The 26562-nt window shown below is 61.1% G+C and carries 17 protein-coding genes and 1 pseudogene; 10 read left to right on the top strand and 8 right to left on the bottom strand.

Annotated elements, in window-relative coordinates; all coding sequences use genetic code 11:
* Positions 1 to 32 precede the first annotated feature (32 nt).
* Complete coding sequence (locus HBN61_RS00880) at positions 33 to 443, top strand: response regulator (protein WP_169963808.1); 411 nt, start codon at positions 33 to 35, stop codon at positions 441 to 443.
* A 55-nt stretch (positions 444 to 498) separates the two neighbouring features.
* Here the strand turns inward: HBN61_RS00880 and HBN61_RS00875 are convergent, their stop codons facing one another.
* Positions 499 to 2181, bottom strand: coding sequence for a ShlB/FhaC/HecB family hemolysin secretion/activation protein (locus HBN61_RS00875; RefSeq protein ID WP_094992051.1), 1683 nt, complete (start codon positions 2179 to 2181; stop codon positions 499 to 501).
* 183 nt (positions 2182 to 2364) lie between these two features.
* Complete coding sequence (locus HBN61_RS00870; protein ID WP_346266449.1) at positions 2365 to 3666, bottom strand: collagen-like triple helix repeat-containing protein; 1302 nt, start codon at positions 3664 to 3666, stop codon at positions 2365 to 2367.
* On the opposite strand from HBN61_RS00870, the gene HBN61_RS22535 reads away from it, so the two are divergent.
* Complete coding sequence (locus HBN61_RS22535; RefSeq protein ID WP_262498657.1) at positions 3655 to 4236, top strand: hypothetical protein; 582 nt, start codon at positions 3655 to 3657, stop codon at positions 4234 to 4236. The two genes, HBN61_RS00870 and HBN61_RS22535, sit on opposite strands and share 12 nt — an antisense overlap.
* A 347-nt stretch (positions 4237 to 4583) precedes the next feature.
* On the opposite strand, the gene pbpC is transcribed toward HBN61_RS22535, so the two are convergent.
* The gene (pbpC, locus tag HBN61_RS00865) at positions 4584 to 6920 is read right to left on the bottom strand and encodes a peptidoglycan glycosyltransferase PbpC (protein WP_094992049.1); all 2337 of its coding nucleotides are present in this window, start codon (positions 6918 to 6920) and stop codon (positions 4584 to 4586) included.
* A gap of 92 nt (positions 6921 to 7012) precedes the next feature.
* Between pbpC and HBN61_RS00860 the strand changes: the two genes are divergently transcribed.
* Positions 7013 to 7306 (top strand): hypothetical protein, encoded by a 294-nt coding sequence (locus tag HBN61_RS00860; RefSeq protein ID WP_094992048.1) that lies wholly within the window; start codon positions 7013 to 7015, stop codon positions 7304 to 7306.
* A gap of 75 nt (positions 7307 to 7381) precedes the next feature.
* On the opposite strand, the gene HBN61_RS00855 is transcribed toward HBN61_RS00860, so the two are convergent.
* Positions 7382 to 12274 carry an alpha-2-macroglobulin family protein gene (locus HBN61_RS00855; protein WP_170045985.1) on the bottom strand — a complete coding sequence of 1631 codons (4893 nt, stop codon included), beginning with the start codon at positions 12272 to 12274 and terminating at the stop codon, positions 7382 to 7384.
* 115 nt (positions 12275 to 12389) lie between these two features.
* On the opposite strand from HBN61_RS00855, the gene HBN61_RS00850 reads away from it, so the two are divergent.
* The gene (locus HBN61_RS00850) at positions 12390 to 13739 is read left to right on the top strand and encodes an MATE family efflux transporter (RefSeq protein WP_169963799.1); all 1350 of its coding nucleotides are present in this window, start codon (positions 12390 to 12392) and stop codon (positions 13737 to 13739) included.
* A 69-nt stretch (positions 13740 to 13808) separates the two neighbouring features.
* On the opposite strand, the gene speA is transcribed toward HBN61_RS00850, so the two are convergent.
* The 4 genes from speA to HBN61_RS00830 all read right to left on the bottom strand — a co-directional run bounded on the left by speA (position 13809) and on the right by HBN61_RS00830 (position 18150).
* The gene (speA, locus tag HBN61_RS00845) at positions 13809 to 15725 is read right to left on the bottom strand and encodes an arginine decarboxylase (RefSeq protein ID WP_094992045.1); all 1917 of its coding nucleotides are present in this window, start codon (positions 15723 to 15725) and stop codon (positions 13809 to 13811) included.
* A gap of 217 nt (positions 15726 to 15942) precedes the next feature.
* Positions 15943 to 16314, bottom strand: a complete 372-nt coding sequence (locus HBN61_RS00840; RefSeq protein ID WP_094992044.1) for a translation initiation factor Sui1 — start codon at positions 16312 to 16314, stop codon at positions 15943 to 15945.
* Between the two features lie 231 nt (positions 16315 to 16545).
* Positions 16546 to 17079 carry an NUDIX hydrolase gene (locus tag HBN61_RS00835; protein ID WP_094992043.1) on the bottom strand — a complete coding sequence of 178 codons (534 nt, stop codon included), beginning with the start codon at positions 17077 to 17079 and terminating at the stop codon, positions 16546 to 16548.
* A 3-nt stretch (positions 17080 to 17082) separates the two neighbouring features.
* Complete coding sequence (locus HBN61_RS00830) at positions 17083 to 18150, bottom strand: DUF2333 family protein (protein WP_094992042.1); 1068 nt, start codon at positions 18148 to 18150, stop codon at positions 17083 to 17085.
* 285 nt (positions 18151 to 18435) lie between these two features.
* On the opposite strand from HBN61_RS00830, the gene HBN61_RS00825 reads away from it, so the two are divergent.
* The 6 genes and pseudogenes from HBN61_RS00825 to accC all read left to right on the top strand — a co-directional run bounded on the left by HBN61_RS00825 (position 18436) and on the right by accC (position 26445).
* A complete protein-coding gene (locus tag HBN61_RS00825; RefSeq protein ID WP_170045984.1) occupies positions 18436 to 20106 on the top strand; it encodes a GGDEF domain-containing response regulator in 1671 nt (556 codons plus the stop codon).
* A 1499-nt stretch (positions 20107 to 21605) separates the two neighbouring features.
* A pseudogene (locus HBN61_RS22870) lies at positions 21606 to 22121 on the top strand (methyl-accepting chemotaxis protein); the annotation flags it as partial.
* A gap of 114 nt (positions 22122 to 22235) precedes the next feature.
* A complete protein-coding gene (locus HBN61_RS00815) occupies positions 22236 to 24008 on the top strand; it encodes a protein-disulfide reductase DsbD (protein ID WP_170045982.1) in 1773 nt (590 codons plus the stop codon).
* Between the two features lie 118 nt (positions 24009 to 24126).
* A complete protein-coding gene (gene aroQ / locus HBN61_RS00810; RefSeq protein WP_019408789.1) occupies positions 24127 to 24582 on the top strand; it encodes a type II 3-dehydroquinate dehydratase in 456 nt (151 codons plus the stop codon).
* A gap of 25 nt (positions 24583 to 24607) precedes the next feature.
* The gene (gene accB / locus HBN61_RS00805) at positions 24608 to 25069 is read left to right on the top strand and encodes an acetyl-CoA carboxylase biotin carboxyl carrier protein (protein ID WP_094992038.1); all 462 of its coding nucleotides are present in this window, start codon (positions 24608 to 24610) and stop codon (positions 25067 to 25069) included.
* A gap of 17 nt (positions 25070 to 25086) precedes the next feature.
* Positions 25087 to 26445: an acetyl-CoA carboxylase biotin carboxylase subunit gene (gene accC / locus HBN61_RS00800; protein WP_170045981.1), complete on the top strand. Its 1359-nt coding sequence runs from the start codon at positions 25087 to 25089 to the stop codon at positions 26443 to 26445.
* Positions 26446 to 26562: the final 117 nt, after the last annotated feature.

Here is a 26562-nt window from a genome sequence, read left to right as displayed (position 1 = left end):
CTCTGCACCCTACCCTTTTTCAGGAATGCAACATGACCTCCTCTTCGACACGCCAACAGCTTCTCCTAGTGGATGACGAAGAGGATGGACTTTCTGAACTGGCCGAGTTGCTGGAGGGCGAAGGCTTTTGTTGCCACCTCGCCACCTCGGTCAAGATCGCTTTGCAACAGCTGACCAACCACCCGGACATTGCCCTGGTGATTACCGACCTGCGCATGCCAGAAGAGAGTGGTATTGCCCTCATCAGGCGCTTGCGTGAACACACCTCGCGTCAACACCTGCCGGTGATCGTCGTATCCGGACATGCCGACATGGATGATGTCAGCGACCTGTTGCGTTTGCAGGTATTGGACCTGTTCCGCAAACCCATCTATCACATGCGTCTGCTCGATACGCTGGACAGCCTCTTCCCTAAGCCGAACCCCAAGTCCATCGACAGCTGAAGCCCCGATTTGCGCGCCGAAAAGCCCGCGAGGTTGCCCTCGCGGGCCTGGCTCGCTATAGCTGATAACTGAAACTCAAGGTGTAGCGCGGGCGGCGGTTGAAGCTGTCCAGCGCCATGTCGGACATCGGCTTGGCCGCTTCAAGGGCAATGTTGTAATAACGCTTGTCGCCAAAACGCAGCCCGACTGCCGCCGAGGACATGTCCGAGCCCTTAAACGGCAAATCGTTAAACCAGGTTTTGGCCTTGTCCAGCACCACGTAGGGCTGAAGCAGTTTCACCCACGCACCCTCGCGGTTGAAGCTGTAATTGACCTCGTAGGCGACCCCCCACCCCTTGTCGCCGGACGCTTGATCGTCGGGGTAACCGCGGCCAAAGTTTTGCCCGCCAAACACTGCCCGTTCGCTGTCGGGCAAGCTGTCTGCACTCCAGTACAGGGCGCCGGACATCACACCCTGCCAATTCTCGAAAAAGCTGTCGCTCTGCACGCCGGATAAACGCAGCCGAAAAAAATCCAGGTCGTACTGATTGCCGGTCAGGTTGGTTTCACTCTTGGCGCCCAAACCTTTCATGCCCTGATAGACACCGGCGCTGACGATGCGCAGCTGCTGTTTATCAGACTTGCGCCAGTCGCCCTCGAACGCCAGGGCGCGCACATCCGTTTTTTCGCTGAGGCTGACCGGGTAACCGACCACGTCGTAATCGGTACGGTCATTCACGCCATACAACCGGGCACCGACACTCAGCCATTGATTGGGCGCTGCAATCAGCGGGTGACTGACGCCTACCGAGAAGCGGTCGTTTTCGCGATGCGGCTTGAGTTCGAAGCCGTCGCTGGTGGCAATGCTGCTGCCCGGGTCGCTGCGATAGCGCGCTCCGTACAGGCTTAACTGAGTGCCTTCGGCGTTCAGATACTGGCTGTAGTCGATGCGGTAGTAATGCTCTTTGTCGTTGCCCGGCGGGAACAGCCCACTGATGCTCAACTGCTCGGCCATCGACGTTTGTGAATTGCTGCTGACCCCGAACAGTGCCTGCGTACTGTCACGGCTACCTTCGGTGAGGCTCATGCTGGTGGTGAAGGGTTTGCGGCTGGCGTTAATGGTCAGGGTCGAGGCACCATCTGTAGTGCCGGGGGGTGGCACTTGAGCTTGCAGCGTCACACCGGGAAGACGGCCCATCAGCGTTGCGTAACGGTCGAAGGTTTTGCGGGTCAGCGGACGCTCGCCCTTGAGCTTGTCCACCAGTTCATCAATAAAGCCCTTCACACGCCCCACATCACCCTGCACGGTGTAATCGCGGATATACCCCTCGACCAGCACCACGCGCACTAACCCTTGATCAAAATTTTGCGGCGGCAAAAACGCGTACGACAGCAAATAGCCATCCGCTTGGTAACGCTGGGTAATGGTGCGCGTGGCATCGATCAATTGGGCCAGGGTGATCTCATGGCCCAGTAACGATTGATAGGCGGCGCCCAACTCCTTGAGCGGGTACACAGTGCCACCTTCAATCTGCAATTTGCGGATGGTCAGTTTGGTGCCCATCACCAACGGTGGCGGCTCGACCGCGCCCGGCTTGGGCAATTGCAACGCAGGCTTTTGCGGGCGGTAAGCATCTACCGGCAGGTTGGGGGTGGGCAGGGTCTGCATCATTTCGTTGCTGTTCAGGTAGCGCGGCAAGGGCTCGGCCGTGACGCACGGGGTCAGCACAAAAAGTACGAGGGGAACGTAAGTACGCATATGACACTCCATGGTCAACAACAGCGACATAACCAGGTGGGCGCGTCATCTCAGGGCGACGCTACCCGGTGCAAGCCCTAGATCCTTGGCTCAAAAAAAAGACGAGAGGCTCATCAGAACCTCTCGTCTCAACCAAGCGTAGGCGCTGTAGGTGAGGCCGTCGAACCGGCCAGGTGCAATTCGTTAGTTTTTCTTGCCCAGATTGCCCAGGCCTCCGAGTACCCCACCCAAACCGCCCAAACCACCGGTTGCCGCACCGCCTTCAGCGGTGGTGCCGCCGTTCAACAGCCCCCCGACCGCACCCACCGTTGCGCCCACGGTATTGACCGTTTGACCGACTGCGCTCACGACTTGGTTGTTGCTGCCCGCATCCACTTTGACGCCAATACTGCTGACCGCGCCGCCGACCTGATTGAGCAAGCCACTGACCGGAGCACCCACACCTGTGGCGGCGCCTACGTTTTGCGTCACCGTCGTCACAGCGCTGGTGACCGGATTAAGCGCTGTGCCCACCGTGGTGGTGACCGCTGCCAGCGGGGCGCCCGCTGCATTATTCGCAACCCCGGTGCCGCCCAGCGCGCCGCCAACAGACGCCACGGTATTGCCGATGGCATTGCCGTTGGCGCCTGCCGCATCCACCACACCACTGGTGCTACCACCAGCCAGGCCGGTGCTGACTCCGTTGACCACACCGCCCACAGTCTCCAGCAGGCCCGCCCCCCCGACACCCGGCAAACCGCCGATACCCCCGGTTCCGCTGCCTGTTCCCCCACCCGCAGCAGGCGCCGGATTGACATAACCGCCCGCTTTGTCAGTGGCACCGGCGACACCGTTGAGTACGCCACCTACCAAGCCGGTCACTGGATTGCCATTCCCTGTCCCCGCCACTTTGTCGCCCAGACCGCCGACGACGCCCCCTACCTTATTCAGCAGGCCATCTACAGGCGCACCGATTCCGGTCGCTGTTCCCACTTTGCCCGTGGTGTTCTCCACCAGTGAAATCACTGGCACCACCACTTTGTCATTCAGCCCGCCGGTCACTTTGCTCAACGGGCCCGTGGTGGCTGCACCGGTGAGGGTGTTGCCGATCATGGTGACCGTTGTGCCGACATTGCCGACCAAACCTCCCGTTGCATCCGTGACTTTATTGACCATCCCGCCGACCACAGGGATCTGGCTGATCGGTGTGTTGTCGATCAACGTACTGACACCTGTGCCGAGGGAGGTCACGCCCTTGCCGACATCGCTTACGGCATTGGTTGCGCCTGCCACAGTGATGCCCAGCGAGTCTTTATTGGTGCCCAACGAGCCAAGGCCATTGGTGACGCCATTGGTGACAGAGGTCACCGCGTTCCCGGTATTGGTCACCAGCCCGCCTGCCACACCGACCACCGGAACAGCGGCCAGAGAAGTGCCAATATCACTGACGGTCGTGCCCACGCCGCCGAGTGCTGCCCCCACCTGACCGACGACTTGACCGGTCACCAATGGGGTCGTGCCTGCGCCTGTGCCGCCACCGGTTCCACCACCTGTGCCACCGCCTGTGCCGCCACCGGTTCCACCACCCGTGCCGCCGCCTGTGCCGCCACCGGTTCCACCACCCGTGCCACCGCCTGTGCCGCCACCGGTTCCACCACCTGTGCCGCCGCCTGTGCCGCCACCGGTTCCACCCCCCGTGCCGCCGCCTGTGCCGCCACCGGTTCCACCACCCGTGCCGCCGCCTGTGCCGCCACCGGTTCCACCACCGGTTCCACCACCCGTGCCGCCGCCTGTGCCGCCACCGGTTCCACCACCTGTGCCGCCGCCTGTGCCGCCACCGGTTCCACCACCCGTGCCACCGCCTGTGCCGCCACCGGTTCCACCACCCGTGCCACCACCCGTGCCACCGCCTGTACCGCCGCCAGTGCCTCCATCTGTACCGCCACCGGTTCCACCATCAGTGCCGCCATCGCCGCCACCCGTGCTGCTATCAGGTGTGCTGGCCGCTACATGACTTTTAGACCCGCCACCACCGCTGTGGCAGCCACTGAGGCTGACAGTCATTACCAACAGTAGGGCAGTACTTGTTTTTAACCACAGTTGAGTATTCATGATTGAGTCCCTTGCACCTGCTTGCCTGAGTTCAAACGTTTCCTGATCTGTCGTCAGAAATACGTTTATCCGTGGCAGACATAACAACCCCGAGGGACGCTTTGAACAATTCACAACTTGGTATTAACCCCTTCTATAACAGGCGTTTCCTTGCTCTTTTGGGTTAATACTTTTGTCAGGGTGAGTGATTCAAAAATCGTTATTTATCAACACGCCGCATAGACACACTGCGGCCCTATCACCAACGTGATAAACACAATTAGCAGCGTTTTTTTTGCACTACGCAGTCGCTGACGGGCAGCGACTCGCCATTACTCCACCACGCTGAATTCGACGCGTGCGGTTTGACCGCCTTCGTCCAGTACGCTCAGCTCGTAGCGCCCGAGTTGTTCAAGGGCGGTGGTGAGTGCCTCCTGATGGGCGCTGTCCCCTAATGGCACACCATTGAGAAACCACCAACGACGCCCGTCGCCGCCCAACGCTGTCAAGGTGAGCCGCAGCGCTTGCACACTCGCCGCAGGCCTGCGCAACCGGTCGCCTTCGCGCACGCCGACAATCGACAACGGCGTGACCGAATGCAGCGCCGGTGGCGGGCACTCGACGGAGGCTGGCGGCAAGCGAGCGTCCCGTCGTTCCGCCCGCGGTAACCAAGGCTCCAGCGGCGCGGGCCACAGGGCTACTTCTCGGGGGTGCGCGCCGGGGCATTGCGGCCCGACGCGCTCCCCTTGCGGGTTGACCCACATTTTTTCGCGCAGCCCCACGCCCAACGGCTGATCGGCCGCCAGCAAAGTCGGCGGCGTGGTGTGGTCCAGCGTCCAGGCAAAACGCTGGCGGCGGCAATTGGGATCGCCTTTGCTCAACGGCTGGCCCAACGGCCAACAAATTGCAGCCACACCTACATTGGCCGGCACTGCCTGCACCGGTGCAACGATGCCACGTTGGCTGTCGCGGTTACTCAGTACATCGTGCACTTGCAGCATCAGCGGTGCTGCCGAGGCCAGCCCGAACTGACCCGGCACCGGCGTGCCGTCCGGGCGCCCGATCCACACGCCAATCAGGTAACGCGGGCCTACGCCAATGGCCAGTGCATCGCGAAAGCCATAGCTGGTACCGGTCTTCCACGCCAGCGAGGGGCGTTGGACGAGTTCGGCGCGCGGGTCACGGTCCGGGCGTGCCTGACCACTCAGAATGCGCCGGATGACCCACGCCGAGCCCGGCGACAGTAGGCGTCGCTCATGCAGCTCATCGTCAGGCTGCAAGCGTAAATTGGCACTTTTGCCGTCGCGGGCCAACGCGCTGTAGCCACTGACCAAATCTTCCAGGCGGCTGCCCGCGCCACCCAGAATCAACGCCAGATTGGGTTCTGCCAACGCGGGCAGCGTCAACGGCACGCCGCCGTTGCGCATATCTGCCGCGAACCGTTTCGGTCCATAAGCTTCAAGTAACTGCACCGCAGGCAAGTTGAGGGACATGGCCAGCGCGGCGCTGGCTGAGACCGGGCCACTGAAGCCCATGGAGAAATTCCCCGGACGGTAGTCGCCGTAGCGCCGGGGCACGTCTTGGAGCAGCGACTCGGAATGAATCAACCCGGCGTCCATCGCCATCCCGTACAAAAATGGCTTGAGCGTTGAGCCCGGCGAGCGCATGGCGCTGATCATGTCGACATGACCAAAGCGCCGTGCGTCGTTGATGTCCACCGACCCCAAATAGGCACGTACCGCCATGTTGTCGGTTTCTACCACCACGATGGCCGCCGAGGTGTGATCGGGCAAGCGCGCCCGCCAGCCCAACAACAGGTCTTCCAGACGACGCTGCAGGTTGGCGTCCAGCGTGGTACGTATCAACGGCGGGCTGTGGGGGCGATTCAAACGCCGCGCCAGCAAAGGGGCGAGGCTCGGTTCCAGGCGCGGCGCCAACAGCAGCGGCTCTTGCAAAGCATCGTCCACCACGGTGTGCGGCCACACATCGTACTCGGCCAGCCGCCGCAACACTTTGTCGCGCGCCACCTGCGCGCGCGCCGGGTGGCGGTCCGGGCGCAAACGGCTGGGGGCTTGCGGCAACACGGCCAGCAGCGCGGCCTCCGAAGGCGTGAGGTGTTGCGCAGACTTGCCCAAGTACGCCCAACTGGCAGCCGCCACCCCTTGCAAAGTGCCCCCGAACGGTGCGCGGTTAAGGTACAGGTTGAGGATTTGCTCCTTGGACAAATGCCATTCCAGCTGAGCCGTACGCCACAGCTGGCGCAGCTTGCCGGGCAGCGTACGTGCATGCGGGTCAAGCAAGCGCGCCACCTGCATCGACAACGTACTGCCGCCCGACAACACGCGTCCGCCACTGAGGTTTTGCCAGGCCGCACGCGCCAGCGCCAGCGGATTAACACCGGGGTGATGGAAAAACCAGCGGTCTTCGTAGGTCAGCAAAGCGTCGAGGTAATAGGGCGACACCTCGTCGGTAGTCACCGGGTAACGCCACACGCCGTTGGCATCGGCAAAACGCCACAGCGGCGTGCCATCTTCGGCCAGCACCACGCGTGCCAGATCATCCTGGGGCAAGGGCAGCGGCCAGATCCTGTCGGCCAGCCACAGTGCGGCACACAGCAGCACAATAGCGACGAACAACCCGCGCAGGCATTTTTTAAGCCGCGATCCCATTAACATCCGCCCGTTACGCAACTTTGCGCCCTGACTGGTTGCCCAAGGGGTATCTCTGGCACAGTGGCCGTCTTCTTAATCGGAACATCCCCATGCACGTCGAAAGTTTTGTAGGAAATCTGGGCCTTTGGTTGGGCACGCTGGTTCGCTGGATCGTTGAAAGCCTGAGCGGTCTGTTCAATGCAATCACCCAGGCCGGCAGTAATTTCATTGATGGCATGGCCCGTGCGCTCGGCATGGACACCTCGATCGTCAGCATTGCGGTGCTGGTGATCGGCCTGCTGTTTTTGTACAACGCGGTGCGCGCCTTCATGCGGGCTTCCATCATCGGCGGCGTAATCTGGCTGTTGCTGGGGTTGTGGGTGTTGAGCTGGGTCATTAGCTGACACGCCACGAGGCTGCAGGGATGCCGTCGATGCCCCCTGCTCCAGCCTCGTGCCGCGTGTCAGCGGCGACCGGGCTTACCGGCCCTTGATCACCATGTCACCGGGCGTCTCGCCCACGGCTTGCCAGTTCGGGCGGTACATCGACTCCACTTGCGGCGGCGGCACGCGGTAGGTACCGGGTGTCACAGCCCGCGCCAGATACAGCAAGTGCGTAGTGCCGTAGCCGTCCAGATTCAACGCTGCCACATAACGGTCATCGCGGTATTCCTGATGTTGCACACCCGCGTTCTGCATGGATTCGCGCCATTGTTTGACCTGGCTACTGGCGTTCTCAAGGCTGGCCGCGCTTTGGCCCAGGTTCTGGTTTTCCAGCTCCAGCCCCGCTGGCAACAGGTCAACCACCAGGGCATCCGGCACCCGTTGCTTGGCCGTTACGGCCAAGTGCACCAGCACCAGATCGCCGCTCTGCAAGTTGTTCAGGTTCAGCGGTTCGCCATTCATGCCCAGGTAATCACGGCGAATGCTCATGTTTTCGCCTCCTGCAGGCGGCGCTTGCTGTGGATACCCTGAAATCGTCAACTGTTGGTACACCGGCACGCTGCCTTCATTGCGCAGGCTCAGGGGCGAAGCCAGCAATGGCCCTTCCAGCTTGAGACCCGGCTGAGCGTTGTTCAGCTCACGGGTTTCGCTGCCACTGGCCAGTTGCACGGCCCACGGTTGCTCTGGCTGGCTCAGCAAATCCCGACCGGCGAGGAACAGCGAATTGCGCTCCTGAGTCGACAGCCATTGGCTCGCGGCTAGCTGGTCGGCCAGCGCGAACACCCGCGCTTCGCGCTGGCCGCTCATCACGTTGTTCTCTTCGAGCAGGGCCAGAATCAGTGCTTGATCGCGCAGCGGACTGCCGTAGTCGCCCAGCCATTGATTGGGTTTGCGCGTCACGGCCAGACCGGCGACCAGCGCTTGATCGGCACGCGGCTGGTCACCCATCTTCTGCAAGGCAATCGACAACTGCACCAACGGCAAGCCGGAGCGCGCATCGCTGCGACGTTCGAACAGGCTGCGCAAAGCACCCAACGGCGCCTGCTGGCTGCGGGCCAGCACCAGCGCGGCGTACGCTTGCACGGCAAAACGGGTGTGATCGAGGTTTTCGCTGTAATCCGCCTCGATCAGGTTGCGTTCCTGGGTGTAGCGCAGCAGTCGCTCACTCGCCTTCTTCAGCGCTTCAGGGGGCACGGCATAGCCTTGATCGCGCGCGCGCAGCAAGAAGTCGGTGATGTATGCGGTCAGCCAGTACTCTTCCTGACCGTCTGCGCCCCACAGGCCGAAGCTGCCGTTGTACCGCTGCATGCCCAGCAGGCGCTCGATGCCCAGTTCAATTTTGCGTTTACGGTCGGCATCCGGCTCGCCTTCCAGTCCCAGACGCTTGAGCAAGGCGGCATCGGCATACAACGCCGGGTACAGACCGCTGGTGGTCTGCTCGGAACAGCCATACGGGTACGCCTTGAGCGCACGGATCTGCTCGCCAAGGTTCAACGGCGGACGGCTCGACAAGCTGAGCAAGGCTTCACGCCCGGCCGGTTCGAAGGCCTGCAGCCCGGCTTCTGGCAACGTCCATGGCTGATCGTTGAGCACGGCGCGGTAGTGCTTGAGCAACGCCGGGTAAGCCGGGCGCACACCCAGCGTCCATTCGCGGGTGAAAGGGGGCAGCGTCTCGCCGGGCAGGTTGAGACCATTGACGGTCACGCTCACCTTGCCGGTGCCATAGCCGCCCAGCGCTTTGACCGGCACCTGCAAGGTGCTGCGCTGACCGGGGCTGAGGGTGAGTTTTTGGCTGCTCAGACCTGACAGGCTCAGTTGGCCTTCGGCATTCAACTGCACCTCAAGGGTTTGTGGCGTGGCCGTCAGGTTGGACACGTCCAGCGCCAGCCGGGTCTCGTCACCCCCCGCCATGAAACGCGGTGCGGCCAGTTCGGCCACCAGCGGCGCGGCGACCACGGTTTTGGCTTGCGCCATGCCGTAGCGGTCGTCGGTCCAGGCTTGGGCCATCACGCGCAACTCGCCATTGAAGTCGGGGATGGCGAGGCTGACTTCACCTTCGCCCTGTTCGTTGAGGGTCACGGGCGCACTTTGCAGGGCAACGATGGTGACACTGGTGGCCGGGCGCTTGCCGCCCTTGGCCAGCCCTGCATCACCGCCAAAGGCCAGGCTGGCCAGGCGGCCTTGCCCGGCTTCAATCAGTTGCCCATAAATGTCCAATTGGTCAGCGCCATAGGCCTTGCGCCCGAACAGGCTCGCGTAAGGGTCTGGCGTCGGGTAATCCGTGATGTTCAACACCCCGACATCCACTGCTGCCAGCAGCACATGGGCGTGCTTGGGGACGCTGCCGTCAGCGTTTTTAGCCTGAACCTTGACCGTTAATGGCTGCTTGGGGCGCATGGTTTGCGGAGCATCGAGGGTCAGTGCCATTTTGCGCTGCGTACGGTCCAAGGGCAGATGCAGCACACCCACAGCACGCTTGGGCGTCACGTTGGCTTTGCGCTCGCCGGGACGAATCACCAGTGCGCTGACGTACAGGTCGTGGCGTGCCCAGCTCGGGTCGAGTTTGACCTCGAACGTTTTGCCCTCGGCCGGAACGTCGATTTCTTCCCACCACAGCGGACCGTCGCTGCCTTCGAGCAGCAGATAGCCTTTACCGGCGGCCGGAGGTGTCACCGTCACGTGCGCGGTTTCGCCATCGAGATAGGCGGCTTTATCCAACGCCAGCTTGACCTGATCGGGACGTACAGCGCCGCCTTCGGCATTGTCCTGCGCCTGATAGCCCGCCCAGAAACGCAGGCTGCTGATCAAACCGGTTTTCGGGTCTTGCACTTCAACCCGATACGGGCCCCACTCCACCGGAAAGCTGACCTTGGCCGTGCCACCTGCCTTGAGGTTCACGGTTTCTTCGCCCAGGTTCAGAAACTTCTCGTTGTAGTGATAGCTCCAGCCGTCGTTGTCCGAGTAGTTCCAGTAGTAGTCCCGACGCTCGCGCACCAACCGGACGGTGACGTTGTCAGCCGCCAGTTTGTTGCCCGCGTAATCGGCAATCAGCACCTCGAATTCAGCAGGGCCGTCGCCATCCGTTTCAGTGCCATCGAACAGACCGCGCAGCCCCGGCAGACGCTCGGCAGGCCACACCGGTTGCACCAGGCGACGGGTAATCGGGCGCCCGCCGGACTCTTGCAGGCTGGCTTGCACAATCAGTTGCAGCGGTGATTTGGCGTCGCTCCATTTGCTCTCCAGGCGCAGGGTTTCTTCGCCCTGGGCGTTGAGCACGCTTTCATCCAGCTCAAAATCCTGAGTCAGTTCTTCTTCGGTCAACGAACCGAACTGATACCCCGGCAATGCTGTAACCGCTTCACGCAATGGACGCACATACACCTGCCCGCTCAAGCGGTTCCCGGCAGCCGGCGCGCCATACAAGTAGCGGCCGTTCACGTGAATGTCGGCGGTTTGATCGGGACGCAGCGGTGTATCACTGCCCTTGAGCTCCAGCGCCAGGCGTTCGGGCAAGAAGTCTTCCACCAAAAATTCATAGAGCTGCGGCTTGCCGTCACCCAGGTCGAACACCAGTTGCCAGCGACCGGTGGGGGCTTCGGCTGCCAGTTGCAGCGGGTATTGATAGAAGCCGGACGCGTCGGGCTCCCATACAAACTTGCGGCTGACCTGCTCGTCCGGGCGACGGACTTCTACGCTGACCGGCTGCGGCTTGACCGGATTGCCATCACGGTCGCGCAGCAAGGCATTGAGCAGCACGGTCTCGCCGGGGCGGTACAGGTCGCGTGGGCCAAAAACGAAGAATTGCAACGGATGCGCCTTCGGCCCGCCGATGTCGAACTCGGCCAGGTCGAGCGCCGCCGTATTCAAACGCAACAGACTGGTTTGATCGCCCTGACGCGCCAATAGCACCTCAGCCTTGGGCGGCAGGGCCAGCTCGGCATGACCGTCCTTGTCGGTCTTGCCCTGCGCCAGCATTTTGCCCTTGCCGTCGAGCAGTTCCAGCTCCACGTCGCCCAGCGCACTGCCGCCTTCGAGTGCCTGGGTGAACACATCCAGGCGTTTCTGATAACGGTGTACGGAAAGGCCAATGTCACTGAGGGTGAACAAGGTGGCCGGGGCTGAATAGTTGTAAGTGCCGGAGGCTTTCATCACCGCCAGGTACACACCCGGCTGCTGCAAAGGCTTGATACCGGAGGTTGGCAGGATCACGGTTTCACGCGTGTTGCGTGCCGGATTCAGGTCAAACCGGGCGCCGTACACCAGATCGGCCATGCCCAGCAGGTCTTTGGCTTCGTAGCTTTGCAGGCTGCTGTTGCGGCCCCACTGGCTAAGGAATGCAGGCAACGACTGGGGTTTGACGCGGAAAAACTCCACATCGACTTTATCGACATTGAGCGCGATGACGGGCAAGCCTTCAGCCAACCGTGTCGGCAGCAACGTGCCGCGACTGGCAAAACCGACCGTGGGTTGCAGGTCACGGGTTTCAAGACGGCTGACATACTCGGCGGCCAGTTTGGCATCGTTGACCGCGCGCAGGCCGGGGTCGACGGTGAGGATCAGTTTGCGTTGCGGCTCAAGGTGACGCAGGCGCAGTTCCATCAGGTTGTCGGAAAGCTCCCAGGCACCATCGACCTTGCCGGATTTGGCATCCACCAGATGCAGTTTTTCGGCAAAGGACTGATCCGGGTCCAGTGGCACCGAAAAACTCACGGACAGGGTGCTGGCACCGTCCACTTGCACTTCGGAGACATCCACCACACTTAACTCGCGCCCTGCGTAGCGTTGCGCGAGGGCTTTGACATCCTGCACTGGCTTGGCCGCTTGCGTGCCGACCGCCGCCGACGGCGCAGGAGGGCTGGCGGTAGAGGAAGCATCACAAGCGCTGAGCAGCGCCAGTGCGCAGGCCAGGAACAGTCCTTTGTTAAGCATGGTGTACTCGTTGGCTAGGCAATGAAGGGCACGACTATATAACAAATACCCCGGCCCCTCACCCCGCTGGGTATAGGCCGCGTCAGCTACAATGCCGCTCCCTCAAGGAGCCTGCATGTCGTCTTCCCTACTTGCTGACTGGCGCGACCGCCTCACCCATCGACGGGTGTGGGCGCTGGCGGCGCCGATGATTTTGTCCAATATTTCCGTTCCACTGGTGGCGCTGGTCGACAGTACGGTCATCGGCCACCTGCCCCACGCGCATCAGTTGGGCGCCGTAGCCGTGGGCGCCAGCCTGTATGTGTTTCTGGCCTGGATGATGGGCTTTTTGCGCATGGGCACCACCGGTTTCGCGGCCCAAGCTGCAGGACGGGGCGATGGCACGGCGCTGCGCCAGATTCTGTTACAGGGTTTGCTGCTCAGTGTGCTCCTCTCGCTATTTTTAGGGGCAATCGCACTGCCATTCAGCAGCCTTGCCCTGACCGTGATGCAGCCCTCCCCCGCGTTGCACGCGCTGACGCTGGATTTCTTCTATACCCGCCTGTTTGGCCTGCCCGGCGCATTGGCCACCTATGCGCTGGTGGGCTGGTTCCTCGGCACGCAAAACGCCCGGGCCCCGCTGGGGATTTTGCTCACCACCAACCTGGTGAATATCGCGCTCAACCTCTGGTTTGTCCTGGGGCTGGACTGGGGCGTGGTCGGGTCGGCCCGTGCCTCGGTGATTGCCGAGTGGAGCGGCGCTCTGCTCGGGCTGTGGCTGACACGCGGCGCGCTGCGGCACTTTCCGGGCAAGGTGGTGTGGCAGGCGTTACGCGTGTGGCAAAACTGGAAGCCGTTGCTGGGGGTCAACCGCGACATTTTTATCCGCAGCCTGATGCTGCAATCGGTGTTTTTCCTCATTACCTTGCAAGGTGCGCGGCTGGGCGATGCCACCGTGGCGGCCAACGCACTGCTGCTCAACGGCTTACTGCTGGCGGCCCATGCGCTCGACGGCCTGGCCCATGCCGTGGAGGCCCTGTGCGGTCACGCCATCGGCGCCAGGGACCGCACGGCCTTGCGCCGTTCAATGGTGGTCGCCAGTGGCTGGTCGCTGATCGCCAGCGCAGGTTTTGCGGTGTTGTTTCTGTTTGGCGGGCACCTGTTTATCACGGTGCAAACTGACATCCCGAGCGTGCGCGAAACAGCCTTTCAATACGTGCCGTATCTGGCGCTGCTGCCGTTGATTGCCGTGTGGAGTTACCTGCTGGACGGGCTCTTTATTGGCGCCACGCGCGCCCGCGAAATGCGTAATGCCATGGTCATCAGCGTCATCATCGCCCTGCCTGTCGCGTGGGCGATGCAAGGCTTCGGCAACCACGGGCTGTGGATAAGTTTCCTGTTGTTCATGGTGCTGCGCAGTCTGACGCTGGCGGGGTATGCATGGGGGATGCAGCGCAGGGATCAGTGGTTCAACCCCAACACCTGAACCGGGGGGGGATTGTGCGCGCATAAAAAACGCCGCCCGAGGGCGGCGTTTTTATCTGGCTTGGAACGGTTACGAAGACAGGTACGAGGAACGGGTCAGGCCCAGACGCAGGGCGTCGAGGTACTGGGCGCGTTCTTTGACGCTGATGTTGGCGCTGGCCACTTTGTCGCGGTAGTGGTTCATCAGTTCTTCAGGCGACAAGTGCACGTAGCGCAGCATGTCTTCGATGGTGTCGTGGGTCTCGATACCGGCGTGGTACACGCTGCCGTCTGCCTTCTGGTAGATGTTCACCGAGTCGGTATCACCGAACAGGTTGTGCATGTCACCCAGAATCTCCTGATAGGCGCCCACCAGGAAGATGCCCAGCAAGTAGTCTTCGCCTTCGTTGAGGCTGTGAACCGGCAGGCTGGTTTCGATGCTCTGCTCGTCGACGTATTGCTTGATCTTGCCGTCGGAGTCGCAGGTCAGGTCTTGCAGCACGGCGCGGCGCAGCGGCTCTTCGTTCAGGCGGTGCAGCGGCAGGATCGGCAATACCTGGCCGATTGCCCATGTGTCCGGCAGGCTCTGGAACACCGAGAAGTTGCAGATGTACTTGTCGGCCAGCTTGTCGTTGAGTTCGTCCAGCACCTGACGGTGCGAACGCTGACGCGCTTTGAGCGAGTTGTGCAGGCGACGGCACACGGCAAAGTAGCATTGCTCGGCCAGGGCTTTTTCGGCCAGGCTGATTTTGCCATCGGCATACTGGGCAGCCACGTCGCTCATGTAGTGGGTGGCGCGCCAGTAGGTTTCGGTCACCATCTCGATGTCGGTCGGGCCCAGCAGGTCGATCAGCCACTGCACGGTTTCGGGCAGGCTTTCTTTGTTCTCGATCACCGGCACGTCGTCGTTGTGTTTCTCAACGTCGGTCACTTGCACCACCAGCATGGCGTGGTGCGCGGTCAACGAGCGGCCGCTCTCGGAGAATATGTGCGGGTGCGGCAAGCTCTGCGCATCGCAGAACTCTTTGAGCATGCCCACCACCACACCGGCGTAATCGTCCATGTCGTAGTTGATCGAGCTGGCGTTGCGCGAGTGCGTGCCGTCGTAGTCAACGCCCAGACCGCCGCCCACATCAATGTGGTCAACCGGCAGACCGAGGTTGCGCAGTTCGCCGTAATAGCGAATCGCCTCTTTGAAGCCGTGCTGGTAATCAGCCAGGTTGGCGATCTGCGAACCCATGTGGAAGTGCAGCAGGCGGATGCCTTGGTCCAGACCCGCCGTGCGGAAACGCTCGACCACCGACAGCAACTGTGCCGCCGACAGACCAAACTTGGATTTCTCGCCGCCGGTGTCTGCCCACTTGCTCGATGCCAGGGACGACAGGCGCACGCGCAGGCCGACCTGCGGCTTGACCTTGAGCGATGCTGCTTCTTCGATGACCAGGTCCACTTCGGATTCTTTTTCGATCACGATGAACACGTTATGGCCCAGCTTCTGGCCCATCAGCGCCAGACGGATGAACTCGCGGTCCTTGTAACCGTTGCAGACGATGGTGCCGCCTTTCGGGGCCAGCGCCAGCACGGCCAGCAGCTCAGGCTTGGAACCGGCTTCAAGGCCGATCGACACGTCCTGGGTGGCGATGATGTTTTCAATCACGGCCTCTTGCTGGTTGACCTTGATCGGGTACAGCGCGGTGTACTGGCTCTGGTATTCCAGACGCGCGATGTTGGCATCGAAAGCGCCGGTCAGCTGGCGTACACGGTCTTGCAGGATATCGGGAAAGCGCACCAGCAACGGCAAGGACAGACCGCTGCTTTTGCGCAACTCGTCAACTTGCTCGTACAGGTCGATGGGCGAGCTGTTCGGGCCGTTCGGACGTACTTCTACGCGACCGGCTTCATTGATCGCGAAATATCCGGCCCCCCAATGGCGAATCCCATAAACGCTGCGGCTGTCCGCAACTGTCCATTGGCTGCCATCGTCTTTGCGTGTGCGTCGTACGGACATCGAAGTCCCCTATATATAAGTCAAATAGCCCAACCTGAAACCAGGCTGGCGCAGTCTAAGGCGTGAAAGTGACGATTCGTCTGTGCAAGGTAGACCCTGGCAACAGCGCGGAGTTTAGAAACCCGTCATAACAGGCTCTGTGAAAACCATGGCCGCGCAACACCTGTCAGCCCGGCAGGGCAACAGGCGCGCTCAACGGTGGCTTTCACAGAGGCTGCTAACCGCCGGACTTTTTGGCCTTGAACCCATGCTTGACCAGTTCGGCCAGCAGTAGGTCGACGTGATCGCCCTGGATCTCGATGATGCCGTCTTTCAACGCACCACCGGTGCCACAACGTTTTTTCAACGTGGTGGCCAGCTCCTTGAGCGCGTCTTCAGCCAGCGGCACACCGGTGATGGTGGTCACGGTCTTGCCGCCACGGCCTTTGCTTTCGCGGCGCACGCGAGCGATGCCGTCACCGTCGGGGATGCGGGTCTGTTTGCAGGTACAGGCGTCCACCGGCTGGCGACAGTCCGGACAGTGACGACCTGCGTCGGTGGAAAATACCAGGCCACCAAGGGCGGCGAAGGATGCGGCTTTTTTGGCCACCGGCAATCCTCTAGATGGAGGACAAAAAATTGGCCGGTGCAGGACGCGGGAGCGCCATGGGATACCGACCGCGAAGCCCCACTCTGGCAGGGGCAGCGCAACTCAGGCGGGGACGCCGCTTGAGCCTGAAAAAGGTCGCGCAGTGTAACGACAAATTCGCCGGTGCCCAAGAGCCAATCGGCGCAATTTTTTTGTATCGCGTTGGGTCGCTTGCGCGGGACAAGGCTGCAATCAGGCGCTCTCGAGATAACGCTTGAGCGCTGCCAGTGAATCCGGGCAATACGGCTGGGTTTGACTCAAACGCAAGGCTTGCTCCACGGGCATGAAGCAGGCTTGCTGGACCTCTTCGGGCTGCACGTGCAACGGCCCGTCCCACACGGCCGAGAACACGGCGCACCACAGGTGGTTGTCCGGGCAGTCGAAGTAAAAGCGTTCGTGCGCCGTCAACGGTACGCCACTGACGCCAAGCTCTTCGTGGAGCTCCCTGGCCGCTGACTCGGCATAGGTTTCGTCCACCCCGACCATGCCGCCAGCCGCCACGTCCCAATAACCCGGATACAGCGCCTTGCTCATCGTGCGTTGGTGCACGCACAGCTCGCCGGACGAGTTGAACAACAAAATGAACGTGCCGCGCCCGATTAACCCCCGATCACGAAGCTCGGCACGGGGCAATCCGCCCAGCAGCGTGTCTTCGCGATCGACCCAAGCCACCTGCTCGGCATCAGAGGCCGCACGGTGGGCGGCCTCCTCGGGTGAAATAGCCATCACCTAACCCTGTGAAAGCAATTGACGAAGGTCCATGACCGCCGCGTTGGCGCGGGAAATGTAGTTGGCCATGACCAGTGAGTGGTTGGCGAGCATGCCGTAGCCGCTGCCATTGAGGATCATCGGGCTCCAGACCGGCTCTTGAGCAGCCTCCAGTTCACGGATGATCTGACGGACACTGACGGTTGCATTCTTTTTAGCCAGCACGTCGGCAAAGTCGACTTCGATGGCACGCAACAGGTGCGACAAGGCCCAGGCCTGACCACGCGCTTCATAGAACACGTTATCAATTTGCATCCAGGGGGTTTCGACGACTTCTTCGTCAACCACCGGCACTTGACCCGGCTGCAACGATTCGGTCTTCAGCGTGCTGTTAAGTTTGACCCGGCCCACACTGGCAGACAGACGCTGCGACAGCGAACCCAGGCGCGTGCCCACGTCACCCAGCCAGTTGTTCAAATTGTCGGCACGGGCATAGAACAGCGCGTTTTTTTGGTTCGGGTCAGACAAGCGGGCCTGATAGCGACTCAGCGAATTGATGCCTTCCTGATACTCGGACTCGCTCGACGGCAGCATCCAGCTCTTGTTGTCAAAGTTGAAACGCGGTTCGGCCTTGGCCAGATCCGCGTCTTCAGCCGATTGCGACTGGGAGCGGGCGAAGTCTTTACGCAGGGCACGGGTCAGGTCGCGGACTTGCACCAGCACGCCGTATTCCCAGCTCGGAATATTGTCGAGCACAAGGCCTGGTGGAAAACGGTCATTGGACAGGTAACCGCCCGGTTTGTTGAGCAACGTGCCGGCCACGGTTTTCAGGGTTTCGACGGTGGTGAAGCCCGGCACCATTTGCTTGCCTTCACGCTCGGCAGCCTGCTGGGCGTTTTGCTGCACCGGGAACAGATCCGGCTCCTGGCTCCAATACCAGCCGAGCCCCAGGCATACCAGCACATAGACAACCAACAGGGTTGCAATGGAGCGGCTCAGCAAGATGCTTTTGAAATAGCCACGCGGCTCTGTCCTGGTCTCCTTGACCGACTCGTGGGCACTGCCCTCACGTTTTTTCCAGTCCAGCATGGCTATATCCTTTCGATTACTGAATTCAACGGTTCGACCACAACCCTAACCCATCGTGCCTCATCTGCCTGTTTTTAATCGAAGGCCGGTTGATCTGCAACAAGGCGCTTGCGACAGGCGGGGGCCACTATAAATGATGCTCACAGCACCGCCACACACATCGCGACGCATAAATGTAACCGGGCCTGCGTAAATTTCGCGTCAGGGCTCGTGCATTTCCAAAGAGCTGCTAGCATAGAGCCACTAGTCGAACCTCAGCATGCCCCCTCACGAAGCAGCCAGGATATGACCGAGCAAGAAGACCCGAGCCGCGAGCGCCTCAAGAACCACTTTGCCCAGCGGGTCATCCATCAGGCACGTCAAATTCTTGAGATCTGGCAGCGCTTGCAGGGCAATGAGTGGGCTCCTTGCGACCTTGCTGAACTCAGCGATGCAAACCTGCGCTTGCTGCGATTTGCCGAACGCTTCGAGCAACCCGAGCACTCGCAACTGGCCCGTGCCATCAGCCAGGCATTGCAGCAGGTCGAGGCCAACCGCGGGCGCCTGAGCAGCACGCTGATCACAGAACTCAATCGTTTGATGCAGCGTTTGTCGCGGACCGGTTTGCGCCACGGCGATCAATTGGACCACACCTTCCTGCCGCCGCTGCGCAAGCCCGTGTACATCCTGCTTCAGGACCATGACCGGGCCGAACGACTGGCCAAACAACTGGAATTTTTCGGCCTGGGCGCGCAATCACTGCCCAGCGTGAATGCCTTTCGCAGCGCCATGGGTGAGCGCCTGCCCTCCGCGATTGTGATGGACGTGGATTTCAGCGGTTCCGGCAACGGGCTGCTGCTCGCGGCTGAAGCGCAGTCAGGGCTTGAGCAAAAATTGCCGCTGCTGTTTTTCAGCCTGCACGAAACCGACACCCCTACCCGCCTGGCCGCCGTGCGCGCTGGCGGGCAAGAGTTTCTGACCGGCACCCTCGAAGCCTCCAGCCTGATGGAAAAAATCGAGGTACTGACCTGCGTCGCGCAGTACGAACCGTACAAAGTGCTGATCATCGATGATTCCCGGGCTCAGGCGTTGCACACCGAACGCCTGCTCAACAGTGCCGGGATCGTGACCCGCACCCTGATCGAGCCGATTCAGGCCATGGCCGAACTGGCCGACTTCCAGCCCGACCTCATCATCCTCGACATGTACATGCCCGCCTGCACCGGCACCGAGCTGGCCAAGGTCATTCGCCACAATGATCGCTACGTGAGCGTACCGATCATTTATCTGTCGGCTGAAGACGATCTGGACAAACAACTGGACGCCATGAGCGAGGGCGGCGACGACTTTCTGACCAAACCGATCAAGCCGCGACACTTGATCACCACCGTGCGCAATCGCGCTGCCCGCGCGCGGCATTTAAAAGCGCGCATGGTGCGCGACAGCCTGACCGGCCTGTACAACCACACGCATATCCTGCAGCTGCTCGAAGATTGCACCTTCCGCGCCCGCCGCGAAGACCGGCCGCTGAGCTTTGCCATGATCGACATTGATCATTTCAAGCGCGTCAACGATTCCTACGGCCATCCGATGGGCGATCGGGTAATTAAAAGCCTGGCGCTGTTCCTCAAACAGCGTCTGCGCAAGACCGATTTTATTGGGCGATATGGCGGCGAAGAGTTTGCGATTGTGATGCCAGACACCGATCAAGAAGCGGCCCATGCGGTGTTGAACACCATCCGCGAGCGCTTCTCGGAGATTCATTATCCGGCCCAACCCAAGGACTTATGCTGCACCTTCAGCGCGGGCGTGGTGGAACTTAAAGACGACACAGACGGCCTGGCCATGGCTTCCCAGGCTGACGAAGCGCTGTACCGCGCCAAGCACAACGGGCGCAACCGGATCGAGCGATTCCATGCAAAAAGGCCAATTGCCACTATTTCTGCGACCTTGCCGGACGCCGTCACATCGCTGTAACGCAGGTGCAATAACTTCAGCCGCTTCTCATTGCGTCGTAGGCAAAATTCCACATGCGCCTGAAGCTGCTTACCAACCTCAACACCCTGTTGCTGGTCGCCGTGTGCCTTGCCCTCGGCGCCACCCTCGGGTGGTCGCAACACGCGCTTGAACGACCGTTTCAACTGATGGAACGCTACTTGAGCCTGTCCCAACAGTTCCAGAACCAGGTAGCGCGCAATATTGAGGATTACCTGACCAGCGGCGACGCCCTGCGCTTGAGCGGTGCCACGCGCGCGCTCAAGACACTGGAAACCGAACTGACCCCGCTCCCTGCTGCGCTGTCCAACGCCCTGCGCCCCAGCCTCGAAAGCCTGAATACCTACAGCGCCAACGAGCTGTTGGCAGCGGGCAAACTGGCCGGTGACCCGCAAGCGTTACTGCTGCAGGCCGAGCGGGAGCTGGGCGCCAATCTGGAGCAACTCAGCCAGTACGCCAATCAAGCCACCGGCGCCGATGCTCACGCTTACCTGATGCCGCTGCTCAATGCTTCCCAACACTTGGCAAAGCTCTCTTTAAGCCGCGACAAACTGGTCAGTAGCGGGCGCAGTGAACTGGCCGCGGACGTGGCCCGCGAACTGGACGCCCTGCGTGCGCAAGCGCGCACCATCGAGGCGCTGCCCTTGCTGGGGGTCAGCACCAAAAGCGACTCGGGGCGTGACGATTTTGCGGCCTTGATGGGCCTTGATTCGCAACAAACGGGCGCAACGGAGGACGCAGGCATCAGCCTCAAGCGCGAACTCAACAACCTGCTGAGCCGCTATCCCGCCGAGTTGCAGCGCACCCGCAGCCAGATCGAACAACGCGCTCAACTGGCTGACGCCACCCATGAGAAGTTGAGCGCAGTGCAACAGGCCATCGCCGGGCTGGAGCCAGCCGTACGCGCCGAACACGGGCAGATTCAAGACGAAGTGCGGCTGATTCAGGGGGCGATGATTGCCCTGATTTTGCTGATCGCCCTACTGATCGACACGTTGCAGCGCAGACTGGCCAATGTGCTGACCCGACTGGCGCCGCTGCTGTCGACCTGGGCGCAAGGGGATTTCAGCCACGACATTCAACTGGGCAAGACCAATCGTGAACTGCGCGATATCCAGGCCTCGCTCAATCACCTGCGCAACTATCTGGTCAATCTGGTAGGCACCTTGCGCGTCAATGCCGAGCAAGTGGCAGGCAGCAGTCAGGCGCTGGCCGAGGTGAGTAACGGCTTGCACAGTGGCGCCGAGCGTCAGGCAGGCGATACGGCCCAAATCCGCGACGCCTTGGGTGAACTGGAAGCGACCATTTCACAAGTGGCGGGCGACGCCAGTCAGGCGGCCGATGCCAGCCGCAGCGCCGGGACTGCGGTTGCACAGGGCCAGCGGGTAATTGGTCAAAGCTTGACCGGGCTGCATGCGCTGGTGGGCGAAGTGCAAAGCAACGCGCAAATGATCGAGCAACTGGCCGAAGAGTCGGCCACCATCGGCGGCGTGCTGACGGTAATCCGCTCCATCGCTGAACAGACCAACTTGCTGGCGCTCAACGCCGCCATTGAAGCTGCCCGTGCCGGCGAAATGGGACGCGGGTTTGCGGTGGTCGCCGAAGAAGTGCGCACCCTGGCCCAACGCACAGCAGGCGCGACTGGCGAAATTCAGACCCTGATCGGAGGGTTGCAAACGGCTGCCCGCCAGTCAGTGGAGGGCATGCGCGCTCAGGTCGTGCATGCTCAGGCCACGGCCCGACAGGCGCAGGCAGCCGATGGCGCGCTGGATGAAATCGTCGACGCGATCGTCACCATTTCCAATACGGCCATTCGCATCGCAGACGTCACCGCCCAGCAAAGTGGCGCAGTCAGTGAAATCCGCGACCACAGTGAGCGCATCCATCAGTTGGGTGACGATAACTTGCAACGCATAGGCCAGGGGCGCCAGCAAGGTGAGCGATTATTGGTGTTGGGTGGCGAGTTGAATGCTGCCGTGCAGGCGTTTCGGGTGTAATGCCGGGCAAGCGGGTGGTTGCCATGCAGGCGCTTCCCCTCAGCGGCCGGCCTCGCTCGGCACAGCGTTTCTCACTCCGCTATCATGCGCGCACGTTTGATAAGCGAGATCACTATGCGCCGCCTGTTTTTGCTTCTGTGTTTGCTCGTCGCCGTGCCCGCCATGGGCGCGGGGCTGCTCGATAATCGTCCAAGCGCCACATTGGGCGCGGTCAACAACAGCCGCGATTTTCTGCCGGTCAGCGAGGCGTTCAAGCTCAACCTGATCGAAAGCACGCCCGATAACATCAAGCTGCGTTTTGTGCCGACCGACGGTTATTACCTTTACCAGCACCGTTTCGCGTTCAAGACCGACCCCGCCGATATCGCCATCGGCCCGGTCCAACTGCCGCCAGGCGAACCCAAGCATGATGAGTATTTTGGCGATGTGCAGGTGTATCACGGCATTGTCGACGTGGACGTGCCGCGCCCGGCGAACGCTCAAGGCGCCTTCACGCTTGTCGTGACCTATCAGGGCTGCGCCGACAAGGGCTTGTGCTACCCGCCCGAAACCGTGCGTTTGAACATCGAAAGCACGCCCGCCGCGTTGGATGACACTTCAAAAGCGCCCGCCACCACCTGGAGTTGGCGAGAACTGGCGATCTTTTTCCTTGCGGGCCTGGGCCTGACCTTTACCCCATGCGTTCTGCCGATGCTGCCGATTCTGTCGGGCGTGGTGCTGCGGGGCCAAGTGGGCGGGTGGCGCGGTTTCAGCCTGTCGCTGGCCTACGTGCTGCCCATGGCGACCTGTTTTGCCCTGCTCGGCGCCCTGATGGGAATGTTCGGTGCGCAGCTCAACCTGCAGGCGCGCCTGCAGTCGGCGTGGGTACTGGTACCCTTCGCGCTGTTCTTTGCCGTGTTTGCACTGGCGATGTTTGGGGTGTTCGAACTCAAACTGCCACGTGCCATCAGTAATCGCCTGGACCGTGTGGCCAATAACACTCAGGGTGGCTCGCTGTGGGGCGCCGCCGTGCTGGGCGTGGTTTCCAGCTTGCTGGTTTCGCCGTGCGTATCGGCGCCTCTGGCCGGTGCGTTGCTGTATATCAGCGCCAGCGGCGATGCGCTGGGCGGTGGCTTGAAGCTGCTGGTGCTGGGGCTCGGCATGGGCACCCCGTTGGTGCTGGTGGCGACCGGCGGCGCGGCTTGGCTGCCCAAAAGCGGCCCGTGGCTGGTGACCGTGAAAAACACCATCGGCGTGTTGTTGCTGGGGCTGGCGGTGGGGTTGCTCAGCCGGGTGCTGCCGGGCCCGGCTACCCTGCTGTTGATCGGTTTTCTGGCGGCAGGTGTCAGCCTGTTTCTGGGCACGCTGGAGTTTGCGTTTAAATCACCACGCCAACGTCTGGCCCAACTGCTGGGCCTTTTCTTGCTGGTATATGCCCTCTTCTGTTGGTACGGCGCCTTGAGCGGGCAAGGCGATCCACTCAAACCTTTGACAGTCCAAACGTCCACGGCCGTCGATAGCAGTGCCGAACCCGTAACAACTCAATGGCAAACCGTCAGCACCCCGCAACAGCTGGATGCCGCACTGGCCGAAGCAAAGGCCGCGGGTCAGCCCTTGTTGCTGGATTGGTACGCCGACTGGTGCATCAGCTGCAAAGTCATCGAGCACGAGGTGTTGAATAACCGGCACGTGCTGGATTTGCTCAAGGGTTATCGACTGGTGCGTTTTGACATCACGGCCAGTAATCCCGAGCAACGCGCCCTGCTCGACCGCTACCAATTATTCGGCCCGCCGGCACTGATGTTCTTTGCCAAAAACGGCAGCGAAATCAGTGACCAACGGGTCATCGGTGAGATCAATGCCGCGGACTTCGCCGAACGTGTCGCTAAAGCAAATGACCAGATTTAAAGCCTGAGTCACAAACTTTGCGTGAACATCGGGCATCGTGCTGGCTATTGCAGTTAACTGGACAGCGTTTACGCTTTTGGGCATAGTCGCCCCGCACTGACATAACAAGGAAAAGCAGATGGCGACCTTTCTGGTGCTGCATGGCCCCAACCTGAACCTGCTGGGCACCCGCGAGCCGGGCGTCTACGGCGCCACTACCCTGGCGCAGATCAATCAGGATCTCGAACAACGGGCCCGCGAGGCCGGCCACCATTTGCTCTACCTGCAAAGCAATGCCGAGTATGAATTGATTGATCGCATCCATGCCGCACGCGATGAAGGCGTGGATTTTATTTTGATCAACCCGGCTGCTTTTACCCACACCAGCGTGGCATTACGTGACGCGCTGCTGGCGGTGAGCATCCCATTCATCGAAGTGCATTTGTCCAACGTGCACAAACGCGAACCTTTCCGCCATCACTCCTACTTCTCCGACGTTGCGGTAGGTGTGATCTGCGGCCTTGGCGCCAGCGGTTATCGACTGGCCCTGGAGGCCGCCCTGGAACAGCTTGAACTACAAGCTAAACGCCCCTGACCGACCCATTGGGAGTTGACGATTCATGGATATCCGTAAAGTTAAGAAACTGATCGAACTGCTGGAAGAGTCCGGCATCGACGAGCTGGAAATTAAAGAAGGCGAAGAGTCCGTACGCATCAGCCGTCACAGCAAGACTCCTGCTCAGCAGTTCTACGCACCGGCTCCAATGCAAGCTCCGGCGGCCGCTGCTCCTGTTGCCGCGACCCCGGTAGCAACCGTAGTTGACGCACCGGCTGCACCAAAACTGAACGGTTTTGTAGTCAAGTCGCCAATGGTGGGTACGTTCTACCGCACGCCGTCGCCAACCTCGCCAGCGTTCGTGGAAGTGGGCCAGACCGTTAAGGTCGGCGACACCATCTGCATCGTTGAAGCGATGAAAATGATGAACCACATCCAGGCTGAAAAAGCCGGTGTTATTGAATCCATCCTGGTCGAGAACGGTCAGCCGGTTGAGTTCGACCAACCGCTGTTCACCATCGTTTGAACCACGGGGAGCCAACGATGTTGAAGCCTCAGAAGCTGGAAAAAGTTCTCATCGCCAACCGCGGCGAGATCGCCTTGCGCATCCTGCGGGCGTGCAAGGAACTGGGCATCAAGACCGTCGCGGTGTACTCCACTGCTGACAAGGAACTGATGCACCTGGGCCTGGCAGACGAAACCGTTTGCATCGGTCCGGCACCAGCCAACCTGTCTTACCTGCACATCCCGGCCATCATCGCGGCAGCCGAAGTGACCGGCGCCACGGCGATCCACCCGGGCTACGGCTTCCTGGCGGAAAACGCCGATTTTGCCGAGCAGGTGGAGAAATCCGGTTTTGCGTTCATCGGCCCGAAAGCTGACACCATTCGCCTGATGGGCGACAAGGTATCGGCCAAGCACGCCATGATCGCTGCGGGCGTTCCAACGGTTCCAGGTTCCGACGGCCCACTGCCCGAAGACGCTGAAACCGCCCTGCGCATTGGCCGCGAAGTCGGCTACCCGGTGATCATCAAAGCCGCTGGCGGCGGCGGTGGTCGCGGCATGCGCGTGGTGAACCGCGAAGAAGACCTGATCGAAGCCGCCAAGCAGACCCGCGAAGAAGCGGGCGCCTGGTTTAGCAACCCGATGGTCTACCTCGAAAAATACCTGACCAATCCGCGTCACGTGGAAGTTCAGGTGCTTTCCGATGGCCAGGGTAACGCGATCCACTTGGGCGACCGCGACTGCTCGCTGCAGCGCCGTCACCAGAAAGTCCTGGAAGAAGCGCCGGCGCCGGGTATCGACGAAACAGCCCGCCAGGAAGTGCTGGCTCGCTGCGTTCAGGCCTGTATCGATATCAACTACCGTGGCGCGGGCACCTTCGAGTTCCTGTACGAAAACGGTCGTTTTTACTTCATCGAGATGAACACGCGCGTGCAGGTAGAGCACCCGGTATCCGAAATGGTCACCGGCATCGACATCCTGAAAGAGATGTTGAGCATTGCGGCAGGCAACACGCTGTCCTTCACCCAGGACGACGTGAAGATTCACGGTCACTCCCTGGAGTGCCGGATCAACGCGGAAGACCCGGCCACGTTCATGCCAAGCCCTGGCATGGTCAAGCACTTCCACGCACCGGGCGGCAACGGCGTTCGCGTCGATTCGCACCTGTACAGCGGCTACAAGGTTCCGTCCAACTACGACTCCCTGATCGGCAAGCTGATCACCTGGGGCTCGACCCGTGACGAAGCCATGGCGCGCATGCGCAATGCCTTGGACGAAATCGTGGTAGACGGGATCAAAACCAACATCCCGCTGCACCGCGATCTGGTGAATGACGAAGGCTTCTGCGAAGGCGGCGTCAACATTCACTACCTGGAACACAAACTGGCTAACCAGTAAGTTTGTTTTCTGCTCAACAAAGCCGCTTTCGAGCGGCTTTGTTGAGTCCGGGGTTCCAGGTTTTTGAGTACCCGGCTACCGAATTGATTCAGGCCGCGTAGAAGCGATGGGTGAAGG

It is taken from the genome of Pseudomonas sp. WS 5071 (genome assembly GCF_012985765.1).
GTDB classification, from domain to species: Bacteria; Pseudomonadota; Gammaproteobacteria; order Pseudomonadales; family Pseudomonadaceae; genus Aquipseudomonas; species Aquipseudomonas lundensis_A.
Note: the sequence above shows the minus strand (reverse complement) of the source record. Positions and strands in the feature narration are given on the sequence as shown.